The following is a 16,084-nucleotide window of genomic DNA, read 5'->3' on the forward strand; positions in this document are numbered from 1 at the left end:
CACCGAGACACTGTTATGCCGCCTGTGACCGATGACCTGCGTATCCGCAAGATCGAAGCCCTTGCCCCGCCCTCGCAGCTGCTGTCGCTGCTGCCCTGCGACGAGCGCGCCTCCGAAACCGTGACCAATTCGCGTGCCGCGCTGCACGAGATCCTGCATGGCCGTGACGACCGCCTGGCGGTGGTGATCGGGCCCTGCTCGATCCACGATCCGGTCGCGGCGATGGACTACGCGCACCGCCTGCGCCCGCTGCGCGAGCAGTTCGGCGACGCGCTGGAGATCGTGATGCGGGTGTACTTCGAAAAGCCACGCACCACCATCGGCTGGAAGGGCCTGATCAACGATCCGGATCTGGATGGCAGCTTCCAGATCAACAAGGGCCTGCGGGTGGCGCGCGGTCTGCTGCGCGACATCAACAACCTCGGCCTGCCGGCCGGTGTGGAATTCCTCGACATCATCTCGCCGCAGTACATCGCCGACCTGGTGGCCTGGGGCGCGATCGGCGCGCGCACCACCGAAAGCCAGGTGCATCGCGAAATGGCCTCGGGCCTGTCGTGCCCGGTGGGCTTCAAGAACGGCACCGGCGGCGACGTCAAGATTGCGGTGGACGCGGTGGGTGCGGCCTCGCACCCGCATCATTTCCTGGCCGTGACCAAGGACGGCCACACCGCGGTGGCCGCGACCGCAGGCAACCCGGATTGCCACGTGATCCTGCGCGGCGGCAAGCAGCCCAACTTCGACGCGGCCAATGTGGAAGCGGCCAGCCAAGTGCTCAACACGTCCGGCTTGCCGGCGCGCCTGATGATCGACGCCAGCCACGCCAACAGCGGCAAGAACCCCGAGAACCAGCCCAAGGTCATCGACGACATCGCCACGCAGCTGGAAGGCGGCGAGACCCGCATCGTCGGCGTCATGGTGGAGAGCCACCTGGTCGGCGGACGCCAGGAGCTGGTGCCGGGTTGCGCACTGACCTACGGCCAGAGCATCACCGACGGCTGCCTGGGGTGGGACGCCTCGGTGCAGGTGCTCGAGCGCCTAGCGACGGCCGTACGCGCACGTCGCGCAAGGCGGGTTGCCGAAGCTGCGTGATCGGCGAGGCGGTGGGGTGAGAACACGAGGCTTCGCGCGTAACCTCATCCAGCGCTGCGCGCCACCTTCTCTCGCCGGGAGAAGGGAGAAGCCCCTCTCGAGCAGCCTGGCAATGAACACAAGCGCGCGCGTGCTGATGGCCGCTCCAGAACGAGAACGCCGGGCCGGCGCAGGGAGCCGGCCCGACGGATTGGACACCACCCAGTGGTGACCCGTCGCGCCCAGCGGCAGGAGGGGGAGAGAGCCGTCCTGCCGCCGAATGCGAGCGGGCAGGAACGTTATCCGCCACATCCGTGACATCGCGATGTCGCAGCATGTCGATGCCAGCAATGAAGTTCGCGAAGCGTTAAACACCGGCATGACGGCCGTGCTCCGATCTCTCCAGCAACACCGTCACGCTGCGCTACAACCGCCGATTCCCGATTCCCGATTCCCGCTCACCCCAACATATCCCCCGTCTCCAACCAGCGCTGATGCCACGACAGCGCCTCGGTCAGCAGATGCGGGGTGTGCTTGCCATAGCTGTCGCGATTGGCGCGCGCCACATAATCTTCCAGCGCATCGCGGTAGCGCGGGTGTACGCAGTGATCGAGCAACTGGCGTGCGCGTTGCTTGGGTGTGAGGCCGCGTAGATCGGCCAGGCCTTGTTCGGTGACGATCACCGAGACATCGTGTTCGGTGTGATCGACATGGCTGACCATCGGCACGATCGACGAGATGCTGCCGGCCTTGGCGATGCTGGGGCTCAGGAAGATCGACAGGAAGCCGTTGCGGGCAAAGTCGCCGGAACCACCGATGCCGTTCATGATGCGGCTGCCCATCACGTGGGTGGAATTGACGTTGCCGTACAGGTCGGCCTCGATCATGCCGTTCATGCCGATGCAGCCGAGCCGGCGCACCAGCTCCGGATGATTGGAAATCTCCTGCGTGCGCATGATGATGCGCTGCCGGTAGAAATCGATATTGCGCTTGAACTCCTCGTTGCCCTCCGGGCTGAGCGCAAAACCGGTGCACGAGGCGTAGCGCAGCACGCCATCGCGCAGCAGCGCGAGCATGCCGTCCTGGATCACTTCGGTGAACGCTTCCAGGTCGCGGAAGCCGCTGCGTGCAAGCCCCGCCAGCACCGCATTGGGAATATTGCCCACGCCCGATTGCAGCGGCAGCAGGCTGGCCGGCAGCCGGCCCTTGTCCACTTCATGGCGCAGGAACGCGATCAGGTGCTCGGCGATGCGTTCGCTGCTGTCGTCGGCGGCAGCGAACGGGCTGTTGCGGTCCGGGCCATGCGTACGCACCACTGCCACGATCTTGTCCGGATCGCAGCGCAGGCTAGGCTCGCCGATGCGGTCGTCGCCGTGGATCAACGGGATCGGCTTGCGCTGCGGCGGCAGCGCAGTGCCGTAGTACACGTCGTGCATGCCATCCAGGCCGGCCGGCTGCCAGTCGTTGACTTCGATGATCACCTTGCTGGCCAGGTCCAGCCAGGTCTTGTTGTTGCCGATCGAGGTGGACGGCACCAGGCTGCCGTCGGCGCGGATCGCCGAGACTTCCACCACGGCAGTGTCGATCTGCCCGTAGAAGCCGAACCACACGTGCTGGGCGACGTGGCTGAGATGGATGTCGATATAGTCCAGCGTGCCGGCGTTGATGCGTTGGCGCGCGTCCGGGTCGGACTGGAACGGCATGCGCATGGCGATGCCGTCGGCCTTGGCCAGCGCGCCGTCCAGTTCCGGCGCGGTGGATGCGCCGGTCATCAGCTTGATCTGGAATGGCTGGCCCTGCAGATGCGCCGCTTCGATGCGCTGTGCCAACGCCATCGGCACCGCCTTGGGGTAACCGGAGCCGGTGAAGCCGCTCATCGCCACGGTCTCGCCGGGCTGGATCAATGCGGCAGCGGCCTCGGCAGAAACCAGGCGCTCGCGCAGCGGCGCGTACAGGATGCGTTCGTCGGACATGGGTGGCACAGCGGGACAGGGGACTGCCATTATCGCCGCTGCATGCGTCGGCCGCGCTGCGACCATGGTGCAATGCACCGGTGCAGATGGCCTCAACTGCGTGCGAAGCGGACTGTTGCGTGGCAGGTCGGTTGGGGCAATACATTGACGCCTCACCCGCCTTCGTTTCTGCGTATGGAGCCTGGCGTTGGCGTTGCCGCTGGCAGGCCTGCGGTTGCCTGGTGAGCGCCTGCCGGCAAGCCCTGTGCACTGCTGCGCTGTGGCACTAATCGTCAGCGCATCCCCAGCTCCCGCGCAGCGGATGCGGTGACGCGCCAGCGGCTATGTTCACGCCTCGCCGCCAGCGCAACCGGGATAGTGGCGGCAGACTCGACTTCTGCCTGCGCCCATGTCCTCTCTTCGCGACCGCTTCCAGCGCTGGCCCCGGCCATGGCGTATCGCAGTGGTCGTGCTGGTGGCGCTGTATGCGCTGTATCTGCTGGCCGGCAACCTGTTTCTCAACACGCCGTTGTTCGATGCGGTCACCAATCGGCAGCCGCATAAATTCACCATGCAGACCGGCCCGGCACTGACCGTGTTTCCGGGGCAGGTGATGGCCTGGAACGTGCGCATGCGCGGGCAGGCCAACCGCACCGTGTACGTGTTTCACGCCGACCGCGCCAATGCGCGCGTGGCCTTGCTGCCGCTGTTGCGGCGCGAGGTGCGCCTGCCCTGGCTGCATGCCACCGGCCTGGAAGCGGAAGTGGAAACCTCCGACACGCCGATTCCACCACCGCCGCGCGGCGATCAGGGCTGGACGCTGCGTTTCGATGCGATCACCAGCAGCAGCATCCGCAGTGCGCGCCTGGGCAAGCTGCTGATCGCCGGGCAGGGCCACGGCAGCGTCGGCTTCCTCAAGCAGCTCAAGGGCGGCCCGTCGGAGCTGTTTCCCTCCGAAGCGGGTTTTCGCGATGCGGTGGTCAGCTATGACGGGGTGCAGGTGTTCAATGGCGCGCAGCTGGATGCGCAATTCCAGTTTCCGCGCCACTACCGCGACCAGGCGCCGGGCCTGCGCAAGCTCGGCATCACCCACGCGCGCCTGCAGCTGAAGGCGGCGACCGTGGCGTTGAAGATCGACACCGGCGCGCCGCACGTGGACATCCGCAGCGGGCCGTCCGCGGCGCGGGTGGAGGCCGACATCACGCTGGATCGCGGCACCCTGCAGGAGGGCAGCCATGCGGTCTGGCGTCTGCCGTTGATGGCCGGCGTCGGCGCGACCGACCGCGGCATGCTGGCGCTGCAGCTGGACGTGGCGCGCGACATCCGTGTGCAGGCACGCCTGCCGCGCGACGAGAAGACGGGCAGCGAACTGCAGGCCGATCTGCGCATCGCCGGGCGCAGCATTCCCTTGCAGGATCCTGCGCAGGTGCTGCCGCGCCTGTCCGGGCAGGTGCGTGGGCGCTGGCAGTTCGAATCGCTGAACTGGATTGCCGAGCTGTTCGTGCGCAAGCCCTGGTTCCAGCTCGCAGGCGGCGGCCTGGTCGAGGCCGATCTGCGCTTGGCGCAGGGGCGGCTCGCCAGCGGCAGCAGCCTGGAGATTCCGCGTGTGGAGGCGGTGGCGCAGGTGTTCGATACGCGGCTGGCCGGTATCGCCAAAGCGCATGGACGCATCGACGATGCCGCCACGCCGCAGGCGCATCTGGAGGTGAGCATCCCCACCTTCAAGGCCGCACCGCGCGATGCGCCCAGGCAGATCCTGCTGGACGGCCGCGATCTGCAGTTGGCCATGCATGGCGATGCCGAACTGGCGCGCCTGCGCGACACGCTCAAGGCGCAGCTGCGTTTCAGCGATGCGCGCGTTCCCGATCTCACCGTCTACAACCGGTACCTGCCGGGCAAGAACGTGCGCCTGCTCGGCGGCAGCGGCAGCCTGACCGGCGATGTGGCGCTCAATGCCGCTGGCGATGTGGGCAGCGGTCACGCCAACCTGCGCGGGCAGGGCGCGCATTTGGCGCTGGCCGGCGTGCAGATGCGTGGCGATGCCGAATTGCAGGCGCAGCTGCAGCGTGCCGATTTCAAGAACAAGTTCTTTGACCTCAGCGGCACGCGCATACGCCTGCGCAATATGCGTGTGGGCAACGACAGCAGCGATGCCAACTGGTGGGGGCAGATGCAGGTGGGTGCCGGCACCATCCAGGCCAGCGCACCGTTCCAGGTGGATGCCGATGCGGCGATCCGCATGCGCGATGTCGCGCCGCTGCTGTCGGTGTTTGCGCAACGTGCCGATTATCCGCGCTGGGTACTGGGCTTGCTGGATTCGGGCGAGCTCGACGCCACCGGCAGGGTGCGTTGGCGCAAGCAGCAGTTGCTGATCGACGACCTGCATGCGGAGAATGCGCGGCTGTCGCTGCGTGCAAGGCTGGCCTTGAACGATGAGCAGCGGCGCGGCGATCTATATCTGCGCTGGGGCGTGCTGGGCGCCGGGATCGAACTCGATGGCAAGCAGCGCCAGTGGCATCTGGCCGGCGCGCGCGAGTGGTACGACGCGCAGCCGGGGTTGTTGCCGGCGGTATCGAAGGCGAAGTAAGCGGTTCGGGGTCTGAGGCTTGCGTAAAGCGGCCAGCTTTGCCGTCTTCGACGAGGCGTGCGCGCACTGCCTGGCGTGTAGGACATCCACTGCACACCGGGCAGCCTGCCGTTGCCCAGCCGCAATCGCCGCTGCGCACCGCGCTCACGGTTTCCTTGGCACACTGCGCCACGCCGCGTGCGCGGTCTTCAGGAGCCTGCCGTCATGACGATGCCTGTTCGCGCCCGCTGGCAAACCTTGCCCCGCCTGGTGCGTTGGCCGTTGCTGGCGTTATTGGTGGTGTACGCAAGCTATCTGCTGCTCGGCAACCTGTTGCTCAACACGCCACTCGGGCCGGCCGCGCTCAATCGCAAGCCGGACAGGTTCACCATGCACTGGGGCCCGGCAGTGACCTGGTGGCCGGGCCGGCTGACGCTGTGGAAGGTGGAGTTGCAAGGCCGCTCCACACGCACCCGCTGGAACGTCAGCGCGCAGCGCATGAGCGGGCAGGTGCAGCTGTTGCCGTTGCTGCATCGGCAGTTGCTGGTGCCGGAGCTGCATGCGCACGGGGTGCGCGGCGGCATGCAGGCGGCTGTACCCACAGCCGTTACCGTGGCGACGCCAGCACCGGCGACAGCGCCGAACACGCAGGTGGCTGCCGCGCCAGCGGCTGACGCAGCCGGTACGCCGCCGCCAACGACCGCGCAGGACAAGCCACCCGCACGCACCCCAGACGTCGCGGCGAGCACGCAGCCGCCCGCACGGACGACCGGCGCAGCCGCCCGCGTGCCGCCATCCTCTGGGGTCGCCAATGCCGCTGGCGCACCCGCAGGTCCCGCATCGACCGCTCCGGCCTGGACCCTGCAGTTCGACCGCATCGTCGCCGATCAAGTGCAGGCAGTGACGCTGCGTCAGCTGCGGATCGAAGGCGATGGTCAGCTGCAGCTCGGCCTGTTCAAGCAGTTGCGTGGCGGGCCGATGGAAGTGTTTCCCTCGCAGGCGAGCTTCGACAACGCACGCATGCGCTGGGGTGACAGCGAAGTGCTGCGCAACGGCCAGCTGCGCATCGAAGCCAGCATCGCGCGGCATGCGCCGGAGCAGGCACGTGGGCTGGCCATGCTGCAGCTTGCCGATGCGCAGGTGAGCGTGCATGGCGACACTGCGGCACTGGATGTCGTACGCAATGCGCAGGGGCGCCACACGCTCGCCACACGCGCCGGCACCGGGCGTGCGGATGGGCAGTTGCGCTGGATACGTGGCGCCTTGCAGCCCGGCAGCCAGCTGCAATGGCGCGCACCCCTGCACGACAGCACGCGCACGCCGGCCGCCCTGCTGGGCGAGCTTGCAGCGCAACTGCAGGTGGATCAGGACATGCGCCTGCAGGTGAGCATGCCCGAGCCGGCCGATGCCGGGCTGACCCTGGATGCGGATCTGCGCGTGCAAGGCCGGCAGCTGCCGCTGCAATCGATGCGCAGCCTGCTGCCGCGTACCTCCGGGCATGCGCGCCTGCACTGGCAACTGTCCTCGCTGAGCTGGATTCCGGCGCTGTTCCCGGACGTGGACTGGCTGACGCTGGACGGCGACGGGCTGGTGGATGCGGATCTGCGCATCGATCGCGGCCAGCTCGGTGCCGGCAGTCGCCTGCAGGTGCCGCACGTGCGTGCGCATGTCGGCGTGATGGGGCATGCGATCGATGGGCAGGCCAGCGCCGACCTGCGGGTGAGCGCCGATGCGAACGGGCAGCTGCTGCCGGCACTTGCCTTGCAGATGCAGCAGTTCTCCATTGCGCACACCGATGCGCCCACGCGTCCATTCGTGCAGGGCAGGGATCTGCGTCTGGATCTGCAGACGCGCGCCGATGCACGCAATCTGGCCACGCTGCGTGACGCCACGCGCGCGCATCTGGTGTTCGCCAATGCGCGCGTGCCGGATCTGCGTGCCTACAACCGCTATCTGCCGCAGCAGCAACTGCGTTTCGATGGCGGCAATGGTGTGCTCAGTGGCGATCTGCAGATCGAACCCGGTGGGCGTATCGGTAAGGGCGGCCTGCGTATCGGTGCACGTGCGGCGCGGCTGCAGTTTGCCGGCCTGGCACTGCGTGGCGATGTGGATGCGGATCTGCGCTTGCAGCGCGGCGATCTGCGTGCGGAAAACTTTCGCCTCGACGCCAGCACCATCCAGCTGCGCAATATCGGATTCACCGGGCCGGATGGTCAGCGCCGCGATGGCTGGTGGGCGCGCATCGTGCTGGAAGACACCCGCATGCAATGGCACCAGCCGGTCGGCGTGGATGGACGCGTGCGCATCCAGGTGCGCGATCTGGCGTTCCTGATGGCGCTGTACGCGCGCGACCGTTCGATTCCGAACTGGATGCTGCGGCTGGTGGATGCAGGCCAGGCGCAGGTGACCGGGCGCGTGCATTGGCAGGGCGACACCGTCATCGTCGATCGCTTGCAGGCGCGCAACCAACGCTTCCAGGTGGATGCGCGCCTGCGTTTGCAGGGCAGCCAACGCAGCGGCAGTCTGCTCGCGCGCTGGGGCATGTTGAGCGCGGCGGTGGGGTTGCGCGGCCAGACCCCGGAATGGCATCTGCTGCGTGCACCGGAGTGGTACCAGGCCCAGCCCGATCTGCTGCGCTGAGGTCGTCGCGCGCCAGTGCGGTGTGAAGGAAAAAGCGCCAGTTCTGTACTGCCTGGTGTTGTTTTGCAGTGCAGCGTGCAAGTGGCGTTCGGGGCGCGCACTATGATCCTGCATCCCGACGTGGGGGAGGGAGCAAAGCCCGCTGGCAGTTCGCTGCAAGCGGGCTTTTTTATTGCCTGAAGCTTGGCCAGTCAAGCCACTTGGCCTCCGCTCAGCGCGCGAAACGCCTAGTTGTTGAAGGCTTGCCCAGGCTACTGCCGGGTCGCTTTGAGCATCAACCGCCTACATGTTTTCGATCCGCGTGATGGGGGGGCCAGCGGCCGCGCCTGCATATATGGCCGGCTTCCGCTAGAATGAGATCAATTCTCATTTATCGCCGGGCGCCTTGCCGCCTGGGTCCAGCCGTCCAGGAGGTCATCGTGTCGGTCACGCAAGGCGCGCTTCATCAGCAGGTGGAGCGCCTGTACACCGACCACCACGGCTGGCTGCAGGGCTGGCTGCGGCGCAAGCTGGGCGATGCGTTCGTGGCTGCCGACCTGGCGCAGGACACCTTCATCAGCGTGATCAGCGCGGGCGCCGCCGACGAGATCCGCGAGCCGCGCCCATTCCTGGCCACCATCGCGCGCCGGCTGATGGCGCACCGGCAGCGGCGCAAGTTGCTGGAAACCAGCTACCTGGAACTGCTGGCTGCGCTGCCGGAGGAATTGGCGCCGTCGCCGGAGCTGCAACTGCTGGCGCTGGAAGCGGTGCAGCAGGTGGACCAGGCGCTGGATGGCCTGCCGCCCAAGGTGAAGGAAGCCTTTTTGCTGGCGCATCTGCAGGAGCTGAGCTACGCGCAGATCGCGCAGCGGCTGGGCGTGTCCAGCAGCTCGGTCAAGCAATACCTCACGCGTGCCAACCGGCATTGCCTGTTCGCCCTGTCGGCGTGAGCTGCACGGATGGCTGATGCCGCCTCACCTCGTGCGCGCACCGCTGCCGGCCAGCGCGCGCCGCTGGCCGGCGGGCAACCGATCAGCGCCGAGGTCGCCGACCAGGCCGCGCAATGGCTGACGCTGCTGATGTCCGGCACCGCGAGCGAGGCGCAGCTGCAGCGATGGCAACAGTGGCGCGATGCGCATCCGGACCACGCGCGGGCGTGGGCGCATATCGAGGCGGTGACCGGGCGGCTGAAGACGCTGACCCCGCAGGCGGCCTATCGCAGCCTGTCGCCGTATGCGGGTAGCAACGGCCAGGCATCATCTGGCCGGCGCAAGGCGCTGAATCTGCTGCTGTGGGGCGGGGTGGCCGGGGCCACCGGCGTGCTGGCCTCGCGCACCGAACGCTGGCAGCGCGCCACCGCCGATTACGCCACCGCGACCGGCCAGCGCCGCGAGGTGCAGTTGCAGGACGGCAGCCGCATCACCCTCAACACGCGCAGCGCCATCGACGTGCGGTTCGACGCGCAGCAGCGGCTGCTGCAGTTGCTGGCCGGTGAGATCATGGTGACCACCGCGCACGCGCTGGGCGCGGGTCACGATGCGCGGCCGCTGCTGGTGCGCACCGCGCAGGGCGATATCCATGCATTGGGCACGCGCTTTTGCGTGCGCCAGGACGAACACGACACCCGGCTGAGCGTGCTGGAAAGCGCGGTGGAGGTGCGGCCACATGCGGCCGCTCAGGCCGTCGGGCGCGTGCAGGCAGGGGAGCAGTGTCGGTTTACCGCCGACGCGCTCGGCGCCATCGCGCCGGTCGATGCACAGGCCGCGGCCTGGGTACGCGGGCAGCTGGTCGCCGACGAGTGGCGCCTGGATGCCTTCATCGCCGAACTTGACCGTTATCGCGCCGGGCTGCTGCGCTGCGACCCGCAGGTGGGCGGCCTGCGCGTCTCCGGCGTGTTTCCGCTGGACGACACCGACCGCATCCTGGCAATGCTGCCCAGCGTGCTGCCGGTGCGGGTGAGCCGGCGCAGCCGTTACTGGGTGACGGTGCAGGCGGCCGGGCAGGGCTGAGGCGCCGCCAGCCGGCACGTCGCCAAAAAAAGTTTGCATCCGGGCTGCCCGATCGCCGCAGTTGTGGCACCTCCCCAATGACGGTGTCAGTGCGACACCAAACCTTTGTGGGAACAGCATGTCGATCACTGCCCGCCGCCGCGGCCAACTTTCCTCTTCGTCGTTGCAGCGCAACGCCCTGGTGCAGGCCGTGCAGCGGCCGCTCGGCGCCGCCGTGGCGGTTGCGCTCTGCAGCCTGGGCGTGTGTGCGGGCATGCCCGATGCCATCGCCCAGACCGCGCCTGCCGCGCAGGATGCACGCCAGGCCTACCGCATCCCCGCCGGCCCACTGGCGCCGGCGCTGCGTGAACTGGCCGGTTCGGCCAACCTGTTGCTGAGCTTCACCGCCGCGCAGACCGACGGCAAGACCACCGCCGGGCTGGATGGCAGCTACACCGCACCGGCCGCCCTGGCTGCGCTGCTGGCGGGCAGCGGCTTGCAGGCCGTGCCGTTGCAGACCGGCGGCTACGTGCTGCGCGCCGCGCCGCAGCTGAGTACGAGCAATAGCGAAGTGGACGCGTGGCTGCTGCCCACCATCAAAGTGACCGCGCAGGCCAACCGCAGTGCGACCACCAGCGGCACCGGCAGCTATACCGCGCGCGCGGTCAGCATCGGCCGCGGCGAGCAGGCGCTCAAGGACATCCCGCAGTCGATCAGCGTGGTCACCCGTCAGTTGATGGACGAGCAGAACATCACCTCGGTCTACGACGCGCTGGCCAGCACCACCGGCATCACCATCGTGCAGAGCCCGCAGGGCGGCAAGTACATCTATTCGCGCGGGTTCGACATCACCACCGTGCAGTACGACGGCGTGCCGCTAAATCGCGGCATGTATGGCCGGGCAAGCAACTACAGCGCCAACATGGGCATCTACGATCGCGCCGAAGTGCTGCGCGGTGCGGCCGGCCTGCTGCAGGGCGCAGGCAATCCCGGTGGCGCGGTGAACCTGGTGCGCAAGCGCCCGCTGGATGTGCCGGGCGTCAGCGTGATGGTGCAGGGCGGCAGCTGGGATCGCTACGGCGCGCTGATCGATGGCAGCGCCAACCTCAGCGCCGATGGCGCATTGCGCGCGCGCGGGGTGATCGATTACCAGGAGCAGCGCTCGTTCGTCGATGGGGTCACGCGCCGCACGCCCACCTATTACGGCACGCTCGACTACACGTTTTCGCCGCAGACCCAGCTCAGCCTGGGCGTGAGCTACGAACAGGTGGAAGGCCGGCCGTTCTTCGGCGGTCTGCCCAGTTTCAGCGATGGCCGCGATATCGGTCTGCCGCGTCAGACCAATCTGGGTGCGGCATGGAACCGGCAGTCCTCGTCCAATCGCGGGTTGTATCTGGACCTGGACCATCGCTTCAATGCCGACTGGGTGTTCAAGCTCAGTGCGGTGCAGGTGCGCGAGCTGCACAATCTGAAATATGCCAGCTCCAGCCGCGCGATCAATCCGGCCAACGGCACCGGCGCGCTGCTGGCCGCGCGCACTATTTCCGATGCGCACGCTTTCGGCTTCGACGCCAATGTGATCGGGCAGTTCAATGCACTGGGGCGCAGGCACGAGTTGGTGATCGGCAGCAACTTCGCCGAAACCACCGTGGATACGGTCTACGGCAACAAGAACAACTTCCAGACCTTCAACGTGTTCAATCTGCAGCGCAATGTGCGGGCGATCAGCGATGCGGAAATCTTCGCCAATGCACGCGAGGCCCGGCATGGCACTTCGCGCGAATTCGGCTTGTACGGCGCACTGCGCTGGCAGCTGACTGATCCGTTGAGGGCCATCGTCGGCACCCGGGTGAGCTGGCACGACACCCTGTGGAACACCACCACCACCGGGCTGTCGCCGTCGCAATCGATCGAGCACACCCGCGAGACAGGGCAGGTCACGCCGTATGCCGGCCTGTTGTACGCCTTGAGCCCGACCTGGTCGGCCTACGCCAGTTATGCGGACATCTTCCAGCCGCAGAACGCGCAGACCGAAGCCGGCGAGATGCTCAAGCCGATGACCGGTGCCAACTACGAGCTGGGCGTCAAAGGTGAGTGGCTGGACGGGCGCATCAATAGCGCGTTTGCGCTGTTCCAGATCGATCAGAAGAACCGCGCCCAGGCCGACCTGACCACCAGCCCCACCTGCCGCAACAACGATTTCTGCTACATCGACAGCGGCAAGGTGCGCAGCCGCGGGTTCGATGCCGAAGTCAGCGGCGAGGTGTTGCGCGACTGGAACGTGTTTGCCGGTTACACCTTCAACCGCACCACCTACCTGCAGGATGTCAGCAGCCAGGGCCAGACTTTCAACAGCTACACGCCCAGGCACCTGCTGCGGGTATGGACCACCTACCGTCTGCCGGGTGTGCTGCAGGACGTCACCGTTGGTGGCGGTGTCAGCGCGCAGAGCGCGGCGTATCGGCAGATCGGCACTGCCACCGCGCCGATCCAGGGGCGTGCGGTCTGGAATGCATTGGCGCGGTACCAGGTCAACCGGCAATGGTCGTTGGCGGTCAATCTCAACAACGTGTTCGACAAGCACTACTACAACACCTTGTCGAGCTTCGTTAACGGGCGCTATTACGGCGAACCGCGCAACGTGATGGTGACCCTGCGCGGCGCGCTGTGATGCGGGCACCAGCGCTGCGGTGGCGCATGGCGCGTGCCGGATGAAAGAAGGCTTTCGCCAAAGCATGGCCTGGCTGCACACCTGGTGCGGCCTGAGCTGTGGCTGGTTGCTGTGCGCGATCTTCCTGACCGGAACGCTCAGTGTGTTTCGCGATCCGATCACCAGCTGGATGCAGGGCACACCGGCCTTGCCGAGTGCCAGTACGCAGACGGTCCTGCCGGAAGCAGCACTGGTGCCGCGTGCACTGGCGCAGCTGCATCAGCTTGCGCCACAGGCGCGCCTGTGGCGGATCACCTTGCCCGCGCATCCGGGTGAGGCGCTCACGCTGTTCTGGCGGACACCGGAGGGCCAGGATCAGGCAGCGCTGGACCCCGGGAGCGGCGAGTTGCTGCCGTCTCCGTGGGGCCGGCAGACCGAAGGTGGCCGGCATTTCATGAGCTTCCACTACACCTTGCATGGCGGCATTCCCGGCTATTGGCTGGTGGGCTGGGTGTCGCTGTGCGGGCTGATCGCGCTGGTATCCGGGGTGATCGTGCACAAGCGGATCTTTCTGGATTTCTTCACCTTCCGCCCGGGCAAGGGCCAGCGCTCGTGGCTGGACGCGCACAACGCCACGGCGGTGCTGACGCTTCCCTTCCTGCTGATGATCGTCTACACCGGCCTGGCGTATTTCTACACCAGCTACATGCCCGCGCCATTGCACGCACTGTATGGCAGCGACGAGGACGCCTACACGCGTTACGCCGATGACCTGTCGCCGGCAGTGCCTACGACCAGCGCAGACGAAGCAGCAGTCAACCGCGTGCCCGCCTATCTGCCGGAGTTGGTGCAGCGAGCAGACTCGCTCAACGCTGCGCCCGCGCAAACGCTGGTGATCGAGCGGCCCGATCAACCCGGCAGCAAGCTGCGGGTGATCGCGCGCGTGGCCGCGACCGGCAGCTCGCGGCGCCTGCTCAACCCAGCCAACAGCGTGGTATTCGACGCGAACAGCGGCGCGCTGCTGGAGCAGCACGCGGATGCCGCACGCACGGACCCGCACGCGCAGGATGTGGAAGAGGTCATCAAGACCCTGCACGTGGCCGGGTTCGGCGGCTGGACCAGCAAGTGGCTGTATTTCATCTGCGGCCTGGCCGGCACCTTGATGATGGCCACCGGCACCTTGCTGTTTTCGATCAAGCGGCGTCGGCGTAGCGAGCAGGAGTTCGGCGCGGCCACCGCCGGCATCTATCGGGTAGTGGAAGCGCTCAATGTCGCCGCGCTTGCGGGAACCGCCTTGGCGAGCATTGCGTATTTCTACGCCAACCGCCTGGTGCCGGCTGCGCAGGCCGAGCGCAGCCAGATCGAAATCCACGCATTCCTGTGGGTATGGACAGCCACGCTGCTGCATGCACTGCTGCGCCCGCCCGCGCGTGCATGGGTGGAGCAACTGGCGATGACCGCGCTGCTGTGTGTCGGCTTGCCACTGCTCAATGCGGTCACCACCGGGCAGCATCTGGGCGTGTACCTGGCTGCGGGTGACCTGCAGCGCGCCGGGGTCGAGCTGGTCTCGCTCGTCTTCGGCTTTGCATTTGCTTACGCGACATATCGGGCCCATCGCAGCGCAGTGCGACCGGTGCCGACACGCGCCAGGCGCGGCGCCACTGCCGCGATGGATGTGTTGTGAAGTCTGCTTCGAGCACCGCGTCGGTGACGCGCTACCGCTGGTCGGTTGCCGGTCGCGTGCTCGCTGCCAGCGTCGGCGGCTATGCGCTGACCTCCACCGGCTGCAGCGTGCTGGCGCAGCTGCTGTCGCGATTTGTCGGCGTGTCGCCTGCGGTCTCGGTGCTGAGCATGACCTTGCTGAGTTTCGCCATCTACACCGTCGTCGTGCTCTGGATGTTTCGTGCGCGCAGTGCATCGCGCATGTGGGGCTGGCTGGGCGTGGGCATCACCGCGCTGAGTGGTGCGAGCTGGTTGCTGGGACATCCGCCATGGATGGGCTGACCACCGCGCTGCTGGGCACCGCGCTCTGCCACGCCGCACTGATGGCCCTGGCCGTGGCGATGCATCGCCATTACGAGCAGCTCACCGGCCGCCGCACTGCGCCGATCATGCAGCGATGGTTGCTGCGTGCGATGGCTGTCTGTCTGTTGATCGCCGCGCTGGTACTGTGCGTGCTCGCTTGGGGCGGAACGGTGGGCACCTTGTTGTGGCTGGGGTTTGTCAGCGTGGCCGCGCTCTGGGTGGCGTTGGGCCTGGCGTACGCGCCGCGCTGGAGTGCGTGGCTGGCAGTGCTGCTGGGCTGCGTCGCATGCGGGGTGGTGGGTTGGCACGTGCTGTAGTTTGCTGTTGTTTGAAGGCCACACATACCGGCCAGCTTGACTGGCCCTTGCCCGCCCACCGTCGCGGGACCTTACGCGGCATGGATGCCGCGTAAGAGCCTACACGGACGTACTTGCGGCGTGTCCTGCGAGAGTGGGCGGGCAAGGGCCCTGCAGCCAGGCTGCAGATCCGCCGCTCTACAACTGATCCATCTGCACTTCCCAAGCCCCAGTACACAAGGCACAAGGCAGTCGAGACCGGGAACGGTGGGCTTGTTCAGTCGCGATCGGATGCTTGAATCAAAAGCTCGGTGAGTCGAGTGCGCGGCGTCCTCACCGCTTGCGGGACACGCCGTGAACCCATCCCTGGGGGCTCGGTGGCGGCATCCATGCCGCCACACGGTCCCGCAACCGGCGAGGCCACCGCACCAGACAGTTGATCGGCTGCTTTCCTGAAAGCGTGTGACTCGGACTGCGTCGCAGACGTGGCATTTTCAGGTTGCGTGTTGGAGGCTTGCCTGACGCTCGGCCTGCGATGGAGAAATGATGAAAGTTGGGCGAACGCCGAGTGATCCAACCAGCGCACGTCGTGCACCGCATGCACCGCTTGCAACCATGCACACCGACAGGTCCTTGCCCGCCTACCGTCGCGGGACCTTACGCGGCATGGATGCCGCGTAAGAGCCTACATGGACGTACTTGCGGCGTGTCCTGCGATGGTGGGCGGGCAAGGGCCCTGCACCAAGTCACAGATCAACCGCTCCGCAACTGATCTATCCACACTGTTGTCCCCTTCAGACACAACGCCCAAAAAATCGAGACGTCGAACAAGCCGCCAAGGAGCCCGCAACCAGTGAGGACATCACGCCCGCCGACATGACCGCATGTTGATGGGACCACACGCAGTGCGGCGGTGAACC

General features: G+C 67.0%; 10 protein-coding genes. 9 read left to right on the top strand and 1 reads right to left on the bottom strand.

Going from position 1 to position 16,084, the window contains the following annotated elements; all coding sequences use genetic code 11:
• Positions 1–15 precede the first annotated feature (15 nt).
• Positions 16–1,089 (top strand): 3-deoxy-7-phosphoheptulonate synthase, encoded by a 1,074-nt coding sequence (locus ABQY64_RS03015; protein WP_046345560.1) that lies wholly within the window; start codon positions 16–18, stop codon positions 1,087–1,089.
• Between the two features lie 437 nt (positions 1,090–1,526).
• On the opposite strand, the gene ABQY64_RS03020 is transcribed toward ABQY64_RS03015, so the two are convergent.
• Positions 1,527–3,041 carry an acetyl-CoA hydrolase/transferase family protein gene (locus ABQY64_RS03020; protein WP_039523179.1) on the bottom strand — a complete coding sequence of 505 codons (1,515 nt, stop codon included), beginning with the start codon at positions 3,039–3,041 and terminating at the stop codon, positions 1,527–1,529.
• 388 nt (positions 3,042–3,429) lie between these two features.
• On the opposite strand from ABQY64_RS03020, the gene ABQY64_RS03025 reads away from it, so the two are divergent.
• The 8 genes from ABQY64_RS03025 to ABQY64_RS03060 all read left to right on the top strand — a co-directional run bounded on the left by ABQY64_RS03025 (position 3,430) and on the right by ABQY64_RS03060 (position 15,185).
• Complete coding sequence (locus ABQY64_RS03025) at positions 3,430–5,607, top strand: hypothetical protein (protein WP_349779735.1); 2,178 nt, start codon at positions 3,430–3,432, stop codon at positions 5,605–5,607.
• A 204-nt stretch (positions 5,608–5,811) separates the two neighbouring features.
• The gene (locus ABQY64_RS03030; RefSeq protein ID WP_349779734.1) at positions 5,812–8,226 is read left to right on the top strand and encodes a hypothetical protein; all 2,415 of its coding nucleotides are present in this window, start codon (positions 5,812–5,814) and stop codon (positions 8,224–8,226) included.
• A gap of 419 nt (positions 8,227–8,645) precedes the next feature.
• Positions 8,646–9,155: a sigma-70 family RNA polymerase sigma factor gene (locus tag ABQY64_RS03035; protein WP_016902856.1), complete on the top strand. Its 510-nt coding sequence runs from the start codon at positions 8,646–8,648 to the stop codon at positions 9,153–9,155.
• A 9-nt stretch (positions 9,156–9,164) separates the two neighbouring features.
• On the top strand, positions 9,165–10,214 hold the full coding sequence (locus tag ABQY64_RS03040; RefSeq protein ID WP_104570996.1) for a FecR domain-containing protein: 1,050 nt from the start codon (positions 9,165–9,167) through the stop codon (positions 10,212–10,214).
• A gap of 118 nt (positions 10,215–10,332) precedes the next feature.
• Positions 10,333–12,864: a TonB-dependent siderophore receptor gene (locus ABQY64_RS03045; RefSeq protein WP_349779733.1), complete on the top strand. Its 2,532-nt coding sequence runs from the start codon at positions 10,333–10,335 to the stop codon at positions 12,862–12,864.
• A gap of 64 nt (positions 12,865–12,928) precedes the next feature.
• On the top strand, positions 12,929–14,527 hold the full coding sequence (locus tag ABQY64_RS03050) for a PepSY-associated TM helix domain-containing protein (protein ID WP_349779732.1): 1,599 nt from the start codon (positions 12,929–12,931) through the stop codon (positions 14,525–14,527).
• Entirely contained in the window at positions 14,524–14,847 is a 324-nt protein-coding gene (locus ABQY64_RS03055; protein ID WP_039523191.1) for a hypothetical protein, read from the top strand. The genes ABQY64_RS03050 and ABQY64_RS03055 overlap by 4 nt, the downstream gene beginning before the upstream one ends.
• Positions 14,835–15,185 (top strand): DUF3325 domain-containing protein, encoded by a 351-nt coding sequence (locus ABQY64_RS03060; RefSeq protein WP_039523193.1) that lies wholly within the window; start codon positions 14,835–14,837, stop codon positions 15,183–15,185. Before ABQY64_RS03055 ends, ABQY64_RS03060 begins: the two co-directional genes overlap by 13 nt.
• The last annotated feature ends 899 nt before the right edge of the window (positions 15,186–16,084 follow it).

Source organism: Xanthomonas sp. WHRI 7065, assembly GCF_040203115.2.
In the GTDB taxonomy this organism is placed as follows: domain Bacteria; phylum Pseudomonadota; class Gammaproteobacteria; order Xanthomonadales; family Xanthomonadaceae; genus Xanthomonas; species Xanthomonas arboricola.

Excerpts from the sequence above, each read along its gene's own strand:
- ABQY64_RS03015 (WP_046345560.1), top strand. The coding sequence starts at position 16 with ATGCCGCCTGTGACCGATGACCTGCGTATCCGCAAGATCGAAGCCCTT.
- ABQY64_RS03020 (WP_039523179.1), bottom strand. The coding sequence starts at position 3,041 with ATGTCCGACGAACGCATCCTGTACGCGCCGCTGCGCGAGCGCCTGGTT.
- ABQY64_RS03025 (WP_349779735.1), top strand. The coding sequence starts at position 3,430 with ATGTCCTCTCTTCGCGACCGCTTCCAGCGCTGGCCCCGGCCATGGCGT.
- ABQY64_RS03030 (WP_349779734.1), top strand. The coding sequence starts at position 5,812 with ATGACGATGCCTGTTCGCGCCCGCTGGCAAACCTTGCCCCGCCTGGTG.
- ABQY64_RS03040 (WP_104570996.1), top strand. The coding sequence starts at position 9,165 with ATGGCTGATGCCGCCTCACCTCGTGCGCGCACCGCTGCCGGCCAGCGC.
- ABQY64_RS03045 (WP_349779733.1), top strand. The coding sequence starts at position 10,333 with ATGTCGATCACTGCCCGCCGCCGCGGCCAACTTTCCTCTTCGTCGTTG.
- ABQY64_RS03050 (WP_349779732.1), top strand. The coding sequence starts at position 12,929 with ATGGCCTGGCTGCACACCTGGTGCGGCCTGAGCTGTGGCTGGTTGCTG.
- ABQY64_RS03060 (WP_039523193.1), top strand. The coding sequence starts at position 14,835 with ATGGATGGGCTGACCACCGCGCTGCTGGGCACCGCGCTCTGCCACGCC.